Source organism: Bacteroidales bacterium (assembly GCA_031275285.1).
Classification (GTDB): Bacteria; Bacteroidota; Bacteroidia; order Bacteroidales; family UBA4181; genus JAIRLS01.
The window spans coordinates 77682-96335 of the sequence record JAISOY010000042.1 but is presented as its reverse complement, the minus strand read 5'-3'; the positions used below and the strand labels follow the sequence as shown (position 1 = coordinate 96335).

The following is an 18654-nucleotide window of genomic DNA, read 5'->3' as shown; positions in this document are numbered from 1 at the left end:
GTACTGCTGTTCGGTTCCAGGGCAATACATTTTTTGATATATTTTTCAGCCAGATCCAGTTTCTCTTCACGTAAAGACAAATAATAACTGTAATTATTCAGCACCAATGGATTATTGGGAGCCATGATCAAAGCTTTTTCAAATACTTCATCGGATTTGGCATAGTTCTTCTGTTCATTATATGCTTCGCCCAATAATACGTAGATCTGTAATTCAATGGCTTTATCCGGTTCCTTTTCTTTTTTCAGATTTTCCAGTGCCTGATTATAAGAACCGATGGCATCATCGAATTTTTTAAGCATAGAAGCGGATAATCCATGAAAAAAATTGAATAAATAATTGTTTTCAAAATACTTCAGGGCTTTGGCGGATGCTTCAAACATCATTTCATTGTCCTGAAGTAAATTAAGCAGGAACAACAATTGTTCCCATAAAAAGACATTGGTAGGGATACGATCGGTAATAAACAACAGGTCATCCTTGGCTGCCTGAAAATCCTTCTTTCTCAGATTACGATCGGCATTGATCATACGGACCCTGAAATTATCGGGATACCTATTAAAAAGTCCTTCAACCATATCATCCAGTTCCCGGGAATATTTATTGGCAAAAACCGTATCCATCATTGTCAACGATAGGAATAACTCCACCTTTAAATCCGGATCAATGGTCTTCAAACCATACATCCGGCGCATTTCCTCGATCACTTTATCATCATTCCCATAGTCCTTGTAAAATTCAATCATGGAGATATATCCCAAAGCATTTTCAGGGTCTACATCCAGTAACTTCTTATAATTTTCCTGTGCTTCCTTTTCTTTTCCGACAGAGCTGTACAATTCGGCCAGCAAGCCGTAAAAACGTAGGTCATCAGGATACTTATCAATACCTTTCAGCAATAATTTTTCCGTTGCTTTTACATCTTCTTTCTTTGAATAGACCTGATAATATGCAATAGCCACATCTTCGGTAAATCCGTATGATTTTTCGATTTTTTTCAATTCTTTGAGCGCCTTTTTATTATGTCCGGCCTCCGAATACAACAATGCGAGATTAAATTGTAAATCGACATTATCCGGTTCCATATCCGTTATATCCCGAAATACATTGATAGCACTGTCCATATCTTCGGCCAATATATAAAGGTTGGCCAGTTGCATTTTATACCAGACATTCCCGGTGTCGTATGCAACGGATAAACGGGCATTTTTTAAAGCATTTACCCGGTCATCGATCATGGTATATATCTCTGATAACTGGAAATATGCTGCCGCATCATAAGGATTTACTTCCGTACAACGCGTCAACTGGCTGGCTGCCGTTGCCAGATCCCCGAAGAGTTTGAGCTTGGTTGCCTCAATGAAATCATGTTCATAATCCAACCTTTCTTCTTCTGTAAATTCTACCGGATTCTTTGACGGGATATTTTTCTGGGCAGTAACCCGGCTGACAGAGCATGAGAAAATGAGCCAACTGATTATTCCCAGCATCCATAGACTCCTGGTACATCCGGATGGGAATGAAAATGTTCTTAATTTTAGGATAAACACGTGATTAAGATAGTGAGATCAATTTCGTCCTGTATGCCCAAAACCTCCTGCTCCCCGGTCTGTTTCATCTAATTCCTCACATGGGGTCCATTCGATGGTTTCATACCTGGCAATTACCATTTGTGCCATGCGTTCGCCATCATTAATGATAAAATCTTCCCGGGAAAGATTGACTACAATAATACCTATTTCCCCACGATAATCAGCATCAATGGTACCCGGTGTATTGAGCAGAGTAATACCCTTTTTCAATGCGAGCCCGCTTCTAGGGCGTATCTGTGCTTCATATCCTTGAGGGAGTGCAATGTATAATCCTGTAGGAACCAGTATTCGTTCCCCGGGTGCCAGTGTAACCGGAGCATCCAGATTAGCCCGGATATCCATTCCTGCAGAAAGTAATGTACTGTATGATGGTAAAGAATGTTTGGACTTGTTAACAATTTTAACTTTCATGGACGGAAAAATAAGTATCTTAGTTTTACTTAACTACAAAGCTGAAGAAAACTGATGCAGGAACCTGACATCATTTTCGAAATACATACGGATATCCTTCACCTGAAATTTCAGGAGAGCAATACGTTCAATACCCATACCAAAAGCAAATCCGGAATATTTTTCAGAATCAATCCCGCAACTTTCCAGAACATTGGGGTCTACCATTCCGCATCCCATGATCTCAAGCCAACCGGTATACTTACATAAATTACAACCCTTTCCATTACAGGTACAGGATACATCCATTTCAGCAGAAGGCTCCGTAAATGGGAAGAATGACGGACGCAGACGGATTTGTGTACTTTCACCGAACATTTCCTTGGCAAAATACATCAATGTTTGTTTCAGGTCGGCAAAAGATACATTTTCAGCAATATACAACCCTTCTACCTGATGAAAGATACAATGTGAACGGGATGAAACCACTTCATTCCTGAACACACGCCCGGGCATGATCATACGGATAGGCGGCTTGGTCGTCTCCATAATGCGTACCTGGACAGAAGATGTATGTGTCCGTAATAAAATATCCGGATCTTTTGTGATAAAGAAAGTATCCTGCATATCACGTGCCGGATGTTCCAGCGGGAAGTTCAGGGCTGTAAATACATGCCAGTCATCTTCTATCTCCGGTCCTTCTGCAATAGTAAACCCCAAACGGTTAAAAATATCACAGATCTCATTACGTGTTACGGATATGGGATGACGGGAACCTATAGGGATATCATCGCCGGGACGGGTCAGATCACTCTCGTCAGCAGAAGAGAACTGGTTTTCCAATACCGTTTTATACTGTTCAAAGGTATCTGTCAACAAAACTTTTAATTCATTCAGTTTTTGGCCGACTTCACGCTTTTGTTCACTGGCAATGGTCTTAAATTCGTCGAATAAAGTATTCAATTGCCCTTTTTTACTCAGGTATTTTAACCGGAATTCTTCAAGCTCAGCTTGTGTTGCTGCTTTAAAACTACTGATTTCCTCTTTTATCTGATTGATCTTATTAAGCATTTCTTCTGACAATAAATACGTTTTTAAGGTACAAATGTACCTAATTTTCGCGAATAAAGCATAGCGGATTGAAAAACTGTGAACGTGCAACGGATGACAAGTGACAAGTGACAAATGACAGAATACGATAATATTCTAGTTAGCGCCCCGTTTACCAGCCAGGGATACCCCGGCCAAAATAAATGCGGCTCCTGATAAAGCAATCCATGTAATCTTTTCTTCAAGGATAATTAAGGAAACAATCATAGTTACCAAAGGTATCAGGTAGATGTAATTTGTCGTCCTAACGGCGCCCAGCCTCTTTAACGACATATTCCATAAAAAATAACATATCAATGAAGCAACGAATCCCAGAAACAATAGATTCCCCCATACAACAGGCCGGGATAAAACAGAAATATCCGACATCAACGGCTTAAAAATAAACACCGGAGTTATGGATAATAAACCATAGAAAAATACTTTGCGGGTAATAAATAATGTTGAATAACGATCGCCGAGCCGTTTCAGCAATATCGTATAAACCGCCCATAAAAAGGCTGCCAATAAACTGAGAAAATCGCCTAGGGGATGAACTTTCAGTACAAAATTCCCGTTAAACACCACCAATGCGACACCCAACAATGCCATAATGGAACCCCAAATCATCTGACGGTGCATTTTTTCATTTTTCAAGAAAATCCGCGAAAGAATCGTTGTCAGGATAGGAGCTGTACACACGATCAGGGAAACATTTGATGCTAATGTTATTTTTAAAGCAAAATTTTCCGATAAAAAATACAGGGATCCGCCGGAAATTCCTATAAGTAGAAAAACCAGTTCATCTTTTATATTTTCAGAAAACAATGGTTGTTTCCCGAAAAACCAAATACCCACATAAGCTAAAAGAAAACGATAGAAAAAAATATCCTCGGGTGAAAGGCCTGCATGCAGCAATATTTTAGTGGAAACAAAAGTAATGCCCCAGATAAATACGGTCAATAACGCGATTAAATGAAACCACTTGTCGTTTAAGGCCATCAATGATCAAATTTCACACAAAAGTACACAAAAACACCAACAGGCACATCTGGATTTTTATGACCAGATGTTAAAAACATCCGAAAATATTGTTTTCAGCAATATTTTTCCTAAATTTGGACATCAAAAATAATCATGAATCTATGACAACAAGAAGGAATTTTGTAAAAAAAGCAGGTGCAGGTTTGTTGGCTGTTGGCGCAGCTCCCATGCTGTTCAACAATGAATTGCTGGCAGGTACAACAGCCGCTCCTTCTAAAGAAGACTTATTTAAGGTATCCATGGCTGGATATAGCTTTGCCCGGTTTAAACTGGATGAATCTCTAAAAATGATGAAGCGCATGGATGTCCGTTATCTGTGTATCAAAGATTTTCATCTCCCCTTTAACAGTACGGATGAGCAAATCAAAGCATTTCACGCACAACTGGCCGAAAGTAATGTAACCGGTTATGGCGTTGGTCCTATTTACATGACCAATAAAGAATCTGAAGTTGATAAAGCCTTTGAGTATGCAAAAAGGGTGGGTGTAAAACTGATTGTGGGTATTCCCAGCTACGAATTGTTACCTTATGTAGATAAAAAGGTAAAAGAATATGATTTCAATTATGCTATACACATTCATGGTCCGGATAATAAATTATTCCCTAACGCCAAGAATGTATATGATCATGTCAAGGATCTTGATCCCCGTATAGGTATTTGCCTGGATATCGGACACGATGCACGTGACGGTTATGATCCGGTTGAAGACCTGAAGAAATACAGCAAAAGAGTCTTTGACATCCATATCAAAGATGTTACAGCAGCCAGCAAAGAGGGACGTACCTGTGAAATGGGACGTGGGATTCTTGATATACCTGCTTTTGTCCGTATGTTGCGTAAGGTAAAATATGCCGGCGCATGTAGCCTTGAGTTTGAAAAAGATATGAATGATCCGTTAGCAGGCCTGGCAGAATCAATCGGTTATTTTAAAGGCGTTATGGCCGCTACGAAATAGTATTCTTTTTTCATCTGTAATAATCGTTTCTGTAAACGATACCATTGAAAAGAAGATTCTCAATGTTTACACATAAAAACCTCACAGAATCTGTGGGGTTTTTATGTATTTTATCAGATATATCATTTCCTTATACAAAAGCATAGAACATTTCATGAGATGAAATCGTTCAGGAAAAAATACTCGCACTAATCATTTGACATCTAAAAAATAGATATTTCACCTGATCACTCAAATCAATTTTATACTGATGAAAAAAATCCTGATTTATCTTTTAATTTTAGCAACCGTAAATTCCATCCAGGCGCAGAAAAGAACAGAAAAAGGAGTAAAAGCGAACAGCGCCGAAGAATTCCTCAACAGTATCGGAGTGGTATCCAGTATTTCCGTCAGAGGAGAATCATTGGAAAAAACGATTGAACACATCAATTATACAGGAATACGTTGGCTCCGCACAGGATATGAAGGAAATATACCTGTAACCGATCTGATCAGATTACATAAACATACGGGTGCCAGGATCGGTTATGGGTTGTTAAGTGGCGGAAATGACATACCCCGTTTATTATCAGGTGCAAGAGAACTGGCAAAAGAAGGAGCATTACTATCTATAGAAGGTCCGAACGAACCCAATAACTGGGGTATAAAATATGACAATGTGTTTGGAGGAAAAGACCAATCATGGCTTCCTGTAGCGAAACTGCAACGGGATCTATACGATGCTATAAAAAATGATCCCTTGTTAAAGAACTATCCGGTATGGTCTATTTCCGAAAACGGGGCCCAGACAGATAATGTGGGATTACAGTTCCTGACGATTCCGGATAATGTCCATACATTAATGCCTGCCGGCACAAAATATGCCGATTTTGCCAACTGTCATAATTATTTTTGTCATCCGAGCTGGCCGGGATTACACGACAATCAGACATGGTTAAGTGCTGATCCGTCAATACTTTGTCCTGTCGATGGGTTATACGGGAACTACGGCAGTACCTGGCTCAGGAAATTTCCCGGTTATACAGAAAATGAGTTGCTGAATCTACCGAGGGTCACTACCGAAACAGGAATGTCGACAGACGAAATGGTAACGGAAGAAGTCCAAGGGTGCTTATACATGAACATGTATCTTTCCCAGTTCAAACGCGGGTGGAAATATACGGCAATGTATCTGTTACGCACCCGGTCGGACGAAACCAATCATGAGGGATATGCTTTTTACAGGTTAGACAATACGCCTAAAAAAGCAGCCATATATCTTCACCATCTAACAACAATCCTGGAGGATGATACCTCATCAAAGAATCCCGGTATAGTTGATTTTTCCATACCCGACCAGCCAGAAACCGTCCATGAATTATTGCTGCAGAAAAGCGACGGCACATTTATGTTGGTGGTATGGGGCGAACGTTTTACCGGAGGAACGGATGATATCACAATAAAACTGGACAAGAGGTATCCTTTAATAAATATTTACGATCCGACAGAAGGAACTGCACCCCTATCGCAGCTTAAAAATGTTAATACGGTAAAATTATCTATGACCAATCATCCGGTCATTTTAGAGTTTAAATGATTGATCTGCTCTAAAAATCGCCATCCGGAGATCATAAATCATGTATTATTTGGTTATGAAGCAGGTCGTCTAAGGTTTCCCCTTTACGGATAAGGTAATCTTTTCCTTCGTGCACCATCACCTCGGCCGGTCTTAAGCGCGCATTATAATTTGATGCCATGGTCATACCATATGCTCCGGCATTCAGAAATACCAGGATATCTCCTTCCGATATTTCCGCAATCTTACGGTTCCAGCCAAATGTATCGGTTTCGCAAATATAACCGACCACCGTATATATGCGTGGAGTACCATTGGGTTTGGATACATTGATAATGTGATGGTACGAATCGTAAAACATCGGACGGATCAGGTGGTTTAAACCGGTATTCACCCCTGCAAACACCGTAGATGTTGTATGTTTTACCACATTTACCTTAGCAGCTAAAAAGCCGGCCTGGCTCACCAGGAATTTTCCGGGTTCAAATTTTAGTATCAAGTCCCTTCCATACTCTTTACAAAAATCATTAAACCGCTGAGAAAGTGTTGATCCCAACAACTCGATATCCGTAGAATAATCATCCGGCTTATAAGGGACCTTAAATCCGCTACCAAAGTCGAGAAACTGAAGATCGGGAAAGTGTTGTGCCGCATCAAACATAATTTCTGCTCCTTTAATAAAAACTTCGACATCCAGGATATCCGATCCGGTATGCATATGCAATCCGTCAACCTTCATTTTATAACTATCAATGATCCTTTGTATATGCGGAAGCTGGTACATGGAAATACCAAACTTGGAATCAACGTGGCCGGTAGAAATTTTTATATTGCCTCCTCCCATAATATGTGGATTGATACGAATACTTACCGGTATTTTCGAACCATACTTTGACCCTATCTGCTCCAGGATGGACAGGTTATCGATATTGATATGTACATCATTTACGATTGCCTGTTCAAATTCTTCAATAGAGACACAATTCGGAGTAAACATGATATCTTTCGGATTGAATCCGGCTTTTATACCCAATTCCACTTCCTGTATGGAAACAGCATCCAATCCGGCGCCTAATTTACAGATATGGCGCATGATATTTATATTGTTCAGCGCTTTACAGGCATAATGTATTTGTAAACGGGTATCTTCAAAGGCTTTGGATAAACGTTTATATTGCCTGTTAATTATAGCCGTATCATAAATATATAGGGGTGAATCATATTTTTCTACCAATGCTGTCACGCTTAACCCACCAATCTCGTATTGTCCGTTTTTAATTTTCACTGTTCAATAATTTTATTCAAAAATGTAATCAATTGTTCACCAAAACATTTTTACTGCAAAAGAGGCGCAAAGGTAGGTGTTTTATCTGTCATTTCAACCTTCTTTTGCTTTGCCGGAAGTGATATCCTTTGTTATGGGTGATAGCCTACTTTCAATGAAAATGAATCTCCTGTTATTTCAACCGGATAACGGTCATCCGCATAAGTATATTCCAACAGGGTGGATGATGTTAGCACATATGCCTCACCTTCCTTTCTGTATTCGGTAATTTTCCCCGGATTATTCGCTGATAAAAGCATCCCCAAAGATAGGGCATCATAACGGACAGGGCCGTAATTAGAAGAAAATACCGGAGCATAAAAAACATTCACCAGATAGCTGAAAGGATTTGGACTTCCATCATATTGATCATATTCGGTTTTAGTATAACCTTCCACGTCAGCTATCTTTAAATAAAGCTCTACAGATGAAACATTCGACTGGTCGTCATAGGAAATGGTATAGCGATTGATCCCGTTTTGCGGAAGATGAACAGTCAACTGTACCAACCTGTAATGTTCGTCATAGGAAAAAGAAAGTGATTTGGTCCAATCCTCTCTCGTAAGACCGGACAGCATATTTCTATCATTCAGAGAATAATTTACGGAAAATTCACTATACCTGGATCCTTGCAACACCTCATACTTAGCACCGGCTAAATGTCCCTGATCTGAATAATGAACAGTGAATTTCTCCTCTCCGGACATTCCCCCGAAGTTTTTGCATTTACCTGATAATAAACGCATATCCTGATCGTAAACAAAAATGCTTGAGTCCTGACCTTCAGTAAAAGTAATTTTTTGAATAGACGGCAAATTCACCGGAATATACGGATCAACGGGATCATCGTCCTTACAGGAAAATAATGAGCAAAAAGCCACCAGTAAAAGAATATATTTATTCATGATTGATTGGTTTTATGATACATGCAAAAATACATTCATTTTTGAAGGAACAATGGAAAAAGCCGGATATTAGTCACTCTGTAATGAAGAAACTTTATTGTATTGTTGGAAATATGATACAAATAATACATTTTATTGTAATTTTGTCCGCCAAATTATAATTGATCGGATTCATATGAAAATTCATCCAGAAGGATACATTATTATCCTTATAACTTTATTACTTTTAGCCGGTATAAATATATTGGTCCGCTGGCTGTGTTCCAATATATGGATCACCACTCCGTTACTTATTCTATCCCTTATATTCTTTTTTCTGGTAATCTGGTTTTTCCGTAATCCCAGCCGCCCGTTAGTTCCTGATGAAAAGAAGGTTTATGCTCCGGCAGATGGGAAAATAGTCGTGATTGGAGAGGTGGAAGAACCTGAGTATTTTCATGATAAAAGGATCCAGGTATCTATCTTTATGTCGCCGTTGAATGTACATGTCAACCGTTATCCGGTGAGCGGAGAAGTTACCTATGTAAAATACCATCCGGGAAAATATCTGGTGGCATGGCATCCGAAATCATCTACACTGAATGAACGTTCCACTGTAGTCGTTAAAACCAAAGATGGACAGGAAATATTATTCCGTCAGATAGCCGGAGCAGTGGCACGGCGTATTGTACTGTATCCTAAAAAAGGCGATCAGGCAATACAGGGAGTTGATTACGGATTCATCAGGTTCGGTTCGCGCGTAGATGTTTTTCTTCCCTTAGGAACAAAAATCAATGTAGAGCTGGAACAAAAATCTGTAGGTAATCAAACCGTTTTGGCTACATTCGAATAACACCCACCGAACGGTAAAATCCTAAAAAGACAAGAGAAACTATTATTAAGTATACAGATCTAATAGTTAGAACATTGGTATACTTTTTTATTAAAACTAATAAAAGTCATTAAAAGACAGCAGTTGAGTGAAAAATACATGGTTGCCTGTGACACACCTACTTGTTCAGCAAGTACATCCTGATTGATATTTCGCCATTCTCTCCATCGGCGAACATTAGCTCCATGATTGCTTTTCTTTACGGTTGTTTCTTCCATATTTTTCCTTTTCTCATGACATTTATTCTACGTCAAAAAGGTAAGAACCCGATCCTAATTCTAAAACAAAATAGCCTCCCTCGTCTTTTATAGACGAAACACCTTCTACTGAATCGGCTTTTATTTTATTCTCATATACATATGTTCCTTCTGTTGCTTGAGGTAAATAAAGCGTTGCCATAGTGTTAGCCGGAACGGTTATCTCATATCTGGCACTTCCCTCACTTACATTCCATTTACTTTTAATAGCTCCATACGCCGAAACAAAGGTTGCGTCAGTTTCTGTTATCCGTTCCTGATTTTCCGGAATGAATTTTCTCGTATCAGGAATAGGGCGCAACACTATATGTTTAAATCCTGCAGATTCTTTGGCCTGGTCAATTCCCGCCATATAGCGATACATCCACTCTCCTACCACTCCGTAAGCATAATGGTTAAATGAGTTCATACCCGCGTCGCCAAAACCTTTTTCTAAAGTATATGAGTTCCAACGCTCCCAAATGGTGGTCGCTCCCTGATCTACACTGTACAACCATGACGGGTCGTTGCGTTGAAGCAGGAGGTTATATGCCATATCGTTGGCATTGTATTCGCTTAAAGTCTGATTCAGTACAGAGGTGCCTAAAAAGCCTGTACTTAACCTGTAACCATTATCGGCAATCTTTTTGAGCAGAAAATCAAGAGCATCCTTTTGAGCTTGTTCGGTTGGAAACAGATCGAATTTCAGTGCCAACAGATAAGCTGTTTGTGTTTTTTGTTTCAAAGTCCCGTCTTCTTCTATATACCTGCCCTGGAACTCTTTTTTGATATTGTCATATAAAGTATTGTACTTATCCACATCTTGAGTTTTGCCTAACGCACTTGCCATTTCAGCCATCAGCAGCGCATCGTTTGCATAATAGCAAACACTCAAATAACGCCTGTCTGTTTGTTCGTATGCCAGCCAGTCACCATAATTCAACGTTGGGCCGTTATATAGATATTTATCGTCCTTTTGACTTGCCAAAAAGTCCATATATTTCTCCATAGATGCGTAATTCTCCTCGATGATTGCCTTGTCATCATACATCTGATAAATAGTCCATGGAACAATGATCCCGGCATCTGCCCAACCGGCAGTTCCCCATGCTCCAAAATACGGCTCGGGAGCTACATCAGGATATGCACCGTCTGCACGTTGACTATCCCTCATATCGCCCATCCACTTGTGGAAGAATGAATTAACATTAGAATTGTAGGCTGCTGTCCTGCAAAATACCTGCGTATCGCCTGTCCATCCCAGTCGTTCGTCACGCTGCGGACAATCAGTCGGAACACTTACAAAATTCCCGCGTTGTCCCCAGATAATATTGCTATATAATTGATTTACTGACTTATTGCAGGTAGTAAGCTTTGATTCTTCTTCTGCTACCGTACCTACCACTTCTGCGATTATTTCCTCAATGATAATATCTTGCGGAGCCGTTATTTCACAGTACCGGAATCCGAAAAATGTCATAGATGGCCTGTACTTTTCTCCTGCCTTTTCGCCTTTCAAAGTGTAAAATAGAGTTGCTTGGGCACTACGGAGATTTTCCAGATAAAGCGTTCCTTTTGCATTATCATTGCCGCGCTTGCGATCTCCCGAATCGTTAAGCATTTCGCTAAACCGCGCCCTCATCTTTGTGCCAGATTCTCCTTTAACTTTAAAGTGAATCCAACCCACAATATTTTGTCCAAAGTCGATGATCGCGGTTTCTCCTTTTTTAAGATTTATAATCGATTTGCCCTCCAATTTATTAATAACGTTAACTTCGCCAAAGGTGGAACCTGTTTGAGTAATTCCGTCATAGATGGTCGTTGTTTTTGGAGTTTGGTTCATCTCCTCTCTTATTTGTACCGGCGGAGCAATAAAGGCGGTAATGTTACCTTTGAAAAAAGTGTTGATTCCGGTTTTTTGCCAACCGGAATCATCATACCCCGGACTGTTCCAATTGCTCTCCATACGTGCATCATAGTGCTCCCCGTGGTATATGTCGGCTTTTCGGATGGCCGATTGATTAGAAGACACCCAGGTTTCCGTATTGGTAACGAAAGTATCGGAACTGCCATCACTATATTTTACCATGATCTTGGCTATAAAACCCAAATCGGGATTTCCGTACCTATTGTGAGCAATGGCACCGCTAATCCAACCCGACGTAACTATCGCCCCTATTGCGTTCTCTCCCTTTTTAAGCTGATCAGTTATGTCATAGGTGGTGTAGAAAACAGTTTTGAGATAATGGGTCCATCCGGGCTTAAGCTCGTCATAAATAACAGAGCCATTCTCCATTTTACGACCGACACGCTCACCATTAACAAACAGATCGTACATACCCAAGCTTGATGAGTAAATCCGTGCCCATTCCACTTTTTTGTCCAAGTCAATTTTTGTCCTGAACATCGGAACTTCGCCTGCCGAATTTTGTAGAAAACTGAAAACGTTGTTTTTTGAATAGACGTTTAACTTTGTATTCCCATCAACAACGATTGTTTCTGCCTGATCGAAGTTGTTTGATTCTTTTTCAAAATCCTCTTCGAGAGTTACGGATGAAGTTGAGCTGGCATATGATGTCAGTTTAATATTGTCGATATAGGCATGTTCGTTTAGATTGTGACTTTTGAACGCCCTAAAACCGATATAATCACCTTTTAGAGGCGAGTCGTGGTCGGTATCTACTAGTTTACCATCGATATAAGTTTCTATTTTATTTCCCCTGACACTAATTTTCACCCTAAGTTCCTTGTTCAGCAAATCAGCCTTAGTGAAAAATTCCTTCATGGAAATATCGGCCTGATTTAAACGTCCGTTTACATAAACATGTCGCCGTAAAATAGGGTGTTCATGATCATGAGTATTCACAGACCACATATGCATATTGCCCATGTCTGATGCACCGAAAATGATACCTATATTGTCGGACAGCAGTGTAACATCTGCCTCCAAATCGAAATTTGAAATATCGGAATTATTTAATTCACTTTTTTTCAAATGACGAATCCATTGGGCATCGTTCCATCCGGAATTCAATAAGCCTGTTTCAAAATACGCCAACTCTTTAGACTTAATTTTATCGTTTTTATTACTGGCAATCTCCACATTCCAATAATAGCGAGTGTTGGGTTGAAGAGCGCTTCCAGTATACGGGACATTGATAGATTGCGAATTATTCACAACTTCCGAATCCCATACGACTGATTTCCCTTGTTTATCCGTAGATACAATTATCCGATAAGATTCTTGCATTACACCCCTTTTGTCCGATTTTATCCGCCAACTGAAACGAGGTGTTGGGTCGTCCAATCCGATAGGGTTTGTTGTGAAATTGATTTGCAATTTTTCAACCGCATTTTTCTCTCCCAAACTACAAGAAAAAGAGAGTAGAACGAGCATAGCAAAGAAAAGAGATGTAAATAAATACCTCCTTAAATCCAGGCAGTTACTTTTTTTCATAGGTGATATATTTAGATAAACAAGTTTCTATTTGACGGATCACAATCAATTCGTTAAACCGAATTTAGCCCAAATCTAACACATTTGTCTGTATTTCATATAAACTCTATAAATCATTTTTTTAATTTTCATATTTTCAATAAATATTTGAGAGTATGAAAACATCAAACAGGCGCATAGCTTATTTATAATTAATCGATTATACCCTGTACTGAACTTATTGTGTTTTTCCAATAAAAATAATATAGAACGGCTACTAAATTCCATGGAAATCATCACTCAATGATGTGAAATAAATTCATCAACAAAAACAGCGTCAAAACTTTACGTAAAACTCTCTTGTCATTTCCTTGTAAGCATCCGTAAAATCGGTTCTTTCGTGATTTTCTATTGACAAGATACTGCTTTCAACGGATCCGTTGGTTTTGGACAATTCCAGCAACAGGCGGTGAGGTGGTTTGGAAGGATAAGATTGTATCTGAAGCTGCCGTTTCGGATATAATCCGTGAGAAGCTGCTGTCTCCAGGAATAATCGGGCTTCAGTCGCCGGTAATACAACTGCCACAATCCCATCCGAAGAAAGTAGTTTCATTGATGCAGATAACAGGTCTTCATGCGAAAGAGTATCATTGTGACGAGCCAGGTTACGCTTCTTGTCTTCTGATTTAAATGATCTTATAAAAAAAGGAGGGTTACAGATCACTAAATCATAATTGATACCTGTTGGATATTCATATTTCCTGAAATCACCACAGGTTACTGTTATATGTTTATTCCACGGGCTTTCCTCCACGTTTCTCCGGGCCTGTGCACACGCCTCTTCATCAATTTCCACTGCATCAATATAAGTCTCCGGAATTCGTTGTGCCATCATCAGAGCGAGTAACCCGGTTCCCGTACCCACGTCCAGAACACGCGAAACATGGGAAACATCCACCCATGCCCCCAGCAACACACTGTCTACACCCACTTTCATCGCAGCCATCGACTGGTTGACTATAAATTGTTTGAACCGGAAAAAATGATTGCCCATTGTTTAAAAATACACGAAGAAAAAACGCGAAAGTAAAACATTTCTACTCAAAAGTATAGCTTAACCATGTTTCTTTTCCGGAAGGCATATGTTTTGTTGAAAATTGGGAACTTTTCCATATAAATTCCGTATAAAATAAAAAAAAACATATATGCCAAGGACCGGGGTCATATTTTTTCTTTTGATTTATTTATTCAATAACGGTATTGTAGCACAGTCAACCACAAAAATAGACAGTTTGTTAAATTGTTTATCCTTGTCCCGGAAAGATCATCCAGCAAAAGTTGACCTGTTAAATAATATCGCTTATGAATATTATCTGCATAATGAATTTGAAAAAACCAAGACGTATGCACAGAAAGCCATAAATATGGCCAAAGAAAAAGATTACGAACCCGGATTAGCCAGAGGTTTTAATATCCTGGGAATAGGATATATGTATACTGAAGACTATTATCAGTCCTTCGTAATGTACAAGAAAGCCGAATCGTTATATACCCGTCTAAAGGATACTTTACGGCTCTGTTATGTATATGGCAATATAGCACTTGTATCAGCCACTATAAAGGATTTTGAAAACTCAAATCTTTACGGCCACAAGTTATTGGATCTGGCGATGGAGTCAAAGAATATCAAGGAGATATCAAGGGCTTTAAATTATATATTCATGCAACTGGAGGTGACGATGGATGAAAAATTACTGGATGCCATAGAAATGGTACTTAGTGATACTTCCTGCTATGGTATCTATAAAGGCTCCGTGATTGTTCATCATAGTGTTTACCTTGCACATCGGGACAAAGACCAGGAATCCATTAAACGGATACATGAAGCCATGCCGCTTCTCAAAGACGTTACAAATCCTAATGGCCTTGATTTTCTTTATAAATCCCTTGCCATTGCTCACGCCTACCTTGGGAATGAAGATTCTGCCTTATTTTATGTTGAAAAATATAAGTATTTGTCAACAGATGATATCCAGGCACGTTACATGACAACGGTCATCCATGAACACCTTGACTCTTTACGGGGGGATTACTACAATGCCTATAAACATCATCAAGAACGGATGGCGTTAAAAGATAGTATTTTTCTAAAATCCAAGACATTGGAAACTGCCAGAATGAAAACATGGGATCAATTTGAAAAATCAGAAGCAGACTTTAATACATTACATAAAGAAAAGCAGATACAACGTAAGATGATTTTCCTGTTGACTATCTTATTGATCCTGATAGTTATACTTTCTGTTCTATTGTTCAGGTATTATAAACGAAGAGTAGTTGACCACCGTTTATTGAAGAAAACCAATGAAGAATTACAAAAATTACATGGAGTAAAAGACCGGTTGTTTTCCCTTGTAGCCCATGATTTAAGAAGTCCGATCGCATCCCTTTCCATTTTATTGAAATCCGCCTCACAATCATTTATTGATGCAGATACACAACGGGATATGCTTAAAGAACTTTCCCATCAGGTAGACGACACACTCCTTCTGATCAATAATCTTTTATATTGGTCTAAAACTCAAATGAAAGGGATACATGCCGAACCGGAAAACTTTGATCTCAAAGAAAGGAGTCTGATGGTATCCAATCAGCTAAACGGGCAGGCCTCCCGAAAAGGTATTATTTTACAGAACAATGTCGCATCCATTAAGGTATATGCTGATACCAACATGTTCGATGTTGTACTCCGTAACCTGATCTCCAATGCCATTAAATTCACTCATGCCAAGGGTACCATAAAAATTGAAAGTAAATTAACAGGTAATCAGGTAACTATATCTGTTACTGACAACGGCACCGGTATGCCTGTAGAAAAGCAAAAAAAGCTGTTCTGTATGAATGAAAATGTTATTTGCAGGGGAACAGCTAATGAAAAAGGATCCGGATTAGGTTTAGTGCTCTGTAAAGATTTCGTCGAAATGAATAATGGGAATATCTGGTTCGAAAGCCTGGAAAACGAAGGAAGTACATTTTATTTTACTGTTCCCGTCGGAAAATGAAATATCAGGCGATAAAGCTACACAGTTCACAATATAACTTCTGTATGGGTAATCCAACGATATTAAAATAAGAGCCTTCTATTTTTTCTATCCCGACATATCCGATCCATTCCTGTATCCCATATGCACCGGCTTTATCATACGGTTGGTAATGATCGACATAATAGCTGATTTCATTCATATCCAATTTACGGAAAAACACCTTGCTTTCTGAAAAGAATGACTGTTGTTTTTTTCGTGATGTGAGACAAACTCCGGTATAAACATGATGCTTATTTCCGGATAATGCGGACAACATACCGATCGCTTCCTCCCTGCTTACCGGTTTCCCCAGCACACAATCATTCATCCAGACAATAGTATCGGCTGTAATGACCACCGTCATATCATCGACTCCATATGTATCCAGGAATGCATCTGCCTTGACCTTGGCCAGATAAACAGGAATCTGTTCCCTTTTCAAACCCGGCGGATAAGACTCATCTACATTAGCAGCTGTTTTTACGGAAAACCGGAATCCGGCCTGTTTCATTAATTCGATCCGGCGGGGTGATCCCGATGCAAGTATAATAGGAGTCTGATAGACAGGAAAATCAAGTAGTATATCGCCTGTCATGAATTTTATTCTGAAATAATAAAGATATCTTCGTTTTCTTTTTTCATCAGATATTGTTCCCGGGCAAACTTCTCCAGATTTTCAGGATTGCTTTTCAGTTCGTCCAACTTCGCATGGTCTTCCCTGATCTTATTTTCATAATATATTTTATCTTTCTCCAACTGATGCACCCGATTCAGGCTTACCGTACGCTCAATTAAATTATTGGAATCAAAAAAAACGATCCAGACAAAAAAAACGATGAATGAAAGACTGAACTTATTCTTAAGTAAAGGAATGATAAACTGGATACCCTTATTTTTCATACAATAAAGAGTTTTTGGTCTTCACAAAAACATTTATGATCATCATTTTAGAATGAACATACTGATATCCGCAAAGATATAACATTTTTATGTTCTTATTTCCCTCTTTTCTAAATTATTAAGTAATACCTATAGATCAACGTTATACTTAGTGGCTTAATTAACTCAATATATGCAACTTAAAAAAAATAACGAATAGCACTGAGCGCTTAATATCAAAAAATCTGCTGTATCTCTTTTTTCAGTTCCTCAATAGCTTTTTGGGTCGGAGGCAGTTCCAGTTCCATCATCATATTCAGGATTTTTTTACTCAGTTCAATGGCCGGAGCATTGTCTTCCACTTCACCGGCAGCAGAATTGATCAAAGATATGGTATAATTCTTGGCATTCTTCACACTATTCCATGCTTCGATAGACACATATAGCTGTTGTGATAAATTATGCTCGTATTCGGCACGGATGGCCTGCAACAATTCATTGTGCAATTGTTCACTGGTATTAGCCGGATAATTGGCACGCATCACCAGGGATTCAGGAGAAATCCGCTCTAAAAAAAGTACAAGTCGTTCGTAAGCCTGTAAACGTATGGGCGTGATTAACTTCTGGTTACCTCTAACTGCCTTTAATTTATACCTTTTCTCACTATTCCGGAAAAAACTTCCGACAATATAGTATACCGCCATCAATAAAATGACAGATGGAAGTATAATTTTCAATACATCAATAAAATTATCCATATTACCATTGGTTCAGGTGTATCCTTTCAGGATGGAAACGTTCGGGTTGATTCGGTTCCTGTGCCGGAACTCCAACGGATATCACAGAAAACGCATGAATATGAGGCGGCAATGCCAGTATCTCCTTCATGGCCGAAACCCGCTCCGGACGAGGGTATATTCCCAGCCACACAGCTCCATATCCCATTCCATGAGCAGCTAACAGGATATTTTGAGTTGCTGCAGCGCAATCTACCGGCCAATAATCGGGCGTATGTGACAATGTATCATCACCACAAACCACAATCCCCCATTGCGCATCAGCCAACATTTTGGTATGGGGCTGGAATTCCAGCATTTTTTCAAAAATCACCTGATCGTTCAGCAAGACAAAATGCCATGGCTGCTTATTACGTGCTGACGGTGCATACATTCCGTATTTAATCAACCCTTCAATTTTTTCCCGCAGGATAACTTCATCCGTATATTTCCGGATGCTTCGACGGGAAAGGATACCATTTAATATTTCCATCTTTTAATTTTTTATCTCTATTCCG

The 18654-nt window shown here is 39.2% G+C and carries 17 protein-coding genes; 4 read left to right on the top strand and 13 right to left on the bottom strand.

The window, feature by feature from the left end; genetic code table 11:
- The 4 genes from LBQ60_04265 to LBQ60_04250 form a co-directional block, all read right to left on the bottom strand.
- Nucleotides 1-1550 (bottom strand): tetratricopeptide repeat protein (locus LBQ60_04265; protein MDR2037116.1); only part of this gene is annotated, 1550 nt, incomplete at its 3' end.
- 18 nt (nt 1551-1568) lie between these two features.
- Nucleotides 1569-2003, bottom strand: a complete 435-nt coding sequence (dut, locus tag LBQ60_04260) for a dUTP diphosphatase (protein ID MDR2037115.1) — start codon at nt 2001-2003, stop codon at nt 1569-1571.
- Between the two features lie 33 nt (nt 2004-2036).
- Nucleotides 2037-3053: a phenylalanine--tRNA ligase subunit alpha gene (pheS, locus tag LBQ60_04255; GenBank protein MDR2037114.1), complete on the bottom strand. Its 1017-nt coding sequence runs from the start codon at nt 3051-3053 to the stop codon at nt 2037-2039.
- Between the two features lie 135 nt (nt 3054-3188).
- On the bottom strand, nt 3189-4073 hold the full coding sequence (locus LBQ60_04250) for a DMT family transporter (GenBank protein ID MDR2037113.1): 885 nt from the start codon (nt 4071-4073) through the stop codon (nt 3189-3191).
- A gap of 143 nt (nt 4074-4216) precedes the next feature.
- On the opposite strand from LBQ60_04250, the gene LBQ60_04245 reads away from it, so the two are divergent.
- Nucleotides 4217-5071, top strand: a complete 855-nt coding sequence (locus LBQ60_04245) for a sugar phosphate isomerase/epimerase (protein ID MDR2037112.1) — start codon at nt 4217-4219, stop codon at nt 5069-5071.
- Nucleotides 5072-5321: 250 nt separating this feature from the next.
- Nucleotides 5322-6647, top strand: a complete 1326-nt coding sequence (locus LBQ60_04240; GenBank protein ID MDR2037111.1) for a glycosyl hydrolase — start codon at nt 5322-5324, stop codon at nt 6645-6647.
- A 31-nt stretch (nt 6648-6678) separates the two neighbouring features.
- On the opposite strand, the gene lysA is transcribed toward LBQ60_04240, so the two are convergent.
- Nucleotides 6679-7911 (bottom strand): diaminopimelate decarboxylase, encoded by a 1233-nt coding sequence (gene lysA / locus LBQ60_04235; protein ID MDR2037110.1) that lies wholly within the window; start codon nt 7909-7911, stop codon nt 6679-6681.
- 131 nt (nt 7912-8042) lie between these two features.
- Nucleotides 8043-8855, bottom strand: coding sequence for a hypothetical protein (locus LBQ60_04230; protein ID MDR2037109.1), 813 nt, complete (start codon nt 8853-8855; stop codon nt 8043-8045).
- Nucleotides 8856-9030: 175 nt separating this feature from the next.
- Here LBQ60_04230 and LBQ60_04225 point away from each other — a divergent pair, with 175 nt between their 5' ends.
- Nucleotides 9031-9687 carry a phosphatidylserine decarboxylase family protein gene (locus LBQ60_04225; GenBank protein MDR2037108.1) on the top strand — a complete coding sequence of 219 codons (657 nt, stop codon included), beginning with the start codon at nt 9031-9033 and terminating at the stop codon, nt 9685-9687.
- Nucleotides 9688-9746: 59 nt separating this feature from the next.
- Here LBQ60_04225 and LBQ60_04220 read toward each other — a convergent pair whose 3' ends face one another.
- From LBQ60_04220 to LBQ60_04210, 3 genes are all read right to left on the bottom strand, one after another.
- Nucleotides 9747-9944 carry a helix-turn-helix domain-containing protein gene (locus tag LBQ60_04220; GenBank protein ID MDR2037107.1) on the bottom strand — a complete coding sequence of 66 codons (198 nt, stop codon included), beginning with the start codon at nt 9942-9944 and terminating at the stop codon, nt 9747-9749.
- Nucleotides 9945-9966: 22 nt separating this feature from the next.
- Nucleotides 9967-13419 carry a glycoside hydrolase family 78 protein gene (locus LBQ60_04215; GenBank protein ID MDR2037106.1) on the bottom strand — a complete coding sequence of 1151 codons (3453 nt, stop codon included), beginning with the start codon at nt 13417-13419 and terminating at the stop codon, nt 9967-9969.
- 316 nt (nt 13420-13735) lie between these two features.
- Entirely contained in the window at nt 13736-14452 is a 717-nt protein-coding gene (locus LBQ60_04210) for a methyltransferase (protein MDR2037105.1), read from the bottom strand.
- A gap of 151 nt (nt 14453-14603) precedes the next feature.
- Between LBQ60_04210 and LBQ60_04205 the strand changes: the two genes are divergently transcribed.
- The gene (locus LBQ60_04205; GenBank protein MDR2037104.1) at nt 14604-16460 is read left to right on the top strand and encodes a HAMP domain-containing histidine kinase; all 1857 of its coding nucleotides are present in this window, start codon (nt 14604-14606) and stop codon (nt 16458-16460) included.
- 4 nt (nt 16461-16464) lie between these two features.
- On the opposite strand, the gene LBQ60_04200 is transcribed toward LBQ60_04205, so the two are convergent.
- From LBQ60_04200 to LBQ60_04185, 4 genes are all read right to left on the bottom strand, one after another.
- Nucleotides 16465-17076 carry a Maf family nucleotide pyrophosphatase gene (locus LBQ60_04200; GenBank protein ID MDR2037103.1) on the bottom strand — a complete coding sequence of 204 codons (612 nt, stop codon included), beginning with the start codon at nt 17074-17076 and terminating at the stop codon, nt 16465-16467.
- Between the two features lie 5 nt (nt 17077-17081).
- Nucleotides 17082-17381, bottom strand: coding sequence for a septum formation initiator family protein (locus LBQ60_04195; protein MDR2037102.1), 300 nt, complete (start codon nt 17379-17381; stop codon nt 17082-17084).
- Nucleotides 17382-17596: 215 nt separating this feature from the next.
- Entirely contained in the window at nt 17597-18118 is a 522-nt protein-coding gene (locus LBQ60_04190) for a hypothetical protein (GenBank protein MDR2037101.1), read from the bottom strand.
- Nucleotide 18119: 1 nt separating this feature from the next.
- Nucleotides 18120-18629, bottom strand: a complete 510-nt coding sequence (locus LBQ60_04185; GenBank protein ID MDR2037100.1) for a nitroreductase family protein — start codon at nt 18627-18629, stop codon at nt 18120-18122.
- Nucleotides 18630-18654 lie beyond the last annotated feature (25 nt).

What these genes read in the sequence shown, in the direction of transcription:
- dut (MDR2037115.1), bottom strand. Translation starts at nt 2,003, where the DNA reads ATGAAAGTTAAAATTGTTAACAAGTCCAAACATTCTTTACCATCATAC.
- pheS (MDR2037114.1), bottom strand. Translation starts at nt 3,053, where the DNA reads ATGCTTAATAAGATCAATCAGATAAAAGAGGAAATCAGTAGTTTTAAA.
- LBQ60_04250 (MDR2037113.1), bottom strand. Translation starts at nt 4,073, where the DNA reads ATGGCCTTAAACGACAAGTGGTTTCATTTAATCGCGTTATTGACCGTA.
- LBQ60_04245 (MDR2037112.1), top strand. Translation starts at nt 4,217, where the DNA reads ATGACAACAAGAAGGAATTTTGTAAAAAAAGCAGGTGCAGGTTTGTTG.
- LBQ60_04240 (MDR2037111.1), top strand. Translation starts at nt 5,322, where the DNA reads ATGAAAAAAATCCTGATTTATCTTTTAATTTTAGCAACCGTAAATTCC.
- LBQ60_04230 (MDR2037109.1), bottom strand. Translation starts at nt 8,855, where the DNA reads ATGAATAAATATATTCTTTTACTGGTGGCTTTTTGCTCATTATTTTCC.
- LBQ60_04225 (MDR2037108.1), top strand. Translation starts at nt 9,031, where the DNA reads ATGAAAATTCATCCAGAAGGATACATTATTATCCTTATAACTTTATTA.
- LBQ60_04220 (MDR2037107.1), bottom strand. Translation starts at nt 9,944, where the DNA reads ATGGAAGAAACAACCGTAAAGAAAAGCAATCATGGAGCTAATGTTCGC.
- LBQ60_04215 (MDR2037106.1), bottom strand. Translation starts at nt 13,419, where the DNA reads ATGAAAAAAAGTAACTGCCTGGATTTAAGGAGGTATTTATTTACATCT.
- LBQ60_04210 (MDR2037105.1), bottom strand. Translation starts at nt 14,452, where the DNA reads ATGGGCAATCATTTTTTCCGGTTCAAACAATTTATAGTCAACCAGTCG.
- LBQ60_04205 (MDR2037104.1), top strand. Translation starts at nt 14,604, where the DNA reads ATGCCAAGGACCGGGGTCATATTTTTTCTTTTGATTTATTTATTCAAT.
- LBQ60_04200 (MDR2037103.1), bottom strand. Translation starts at nt 17,076, where the DNA reads ATGACAGGCGATATACTACTTGATTTTCCTGTCTATCAGACTCCTATT.
- LBQ60_04195 (MDR2037102.1), bottom strand. Translation starts at nt 17,381, where the DNA reads ATGAAAAATAAGGGTATCCAGTTTATCATTCCTTTACTTAAGAATAAG.
- LBQ60_04190 (MDR2037101.1), bottom strand. Translation starts at nt 18,118, where the DNA reads ATGGATAATTTTATTGATGTATTGAAAATTATACTTCCATCTGTCATT.
- LBQ60_04185 (MDR2037100.1), bottom strand. Translation starts at nt 18,629, where the DNA reads ATGGAAATATTAAATGGTATCCTTTCCCGTCGAAGCATCCGGAAATAT.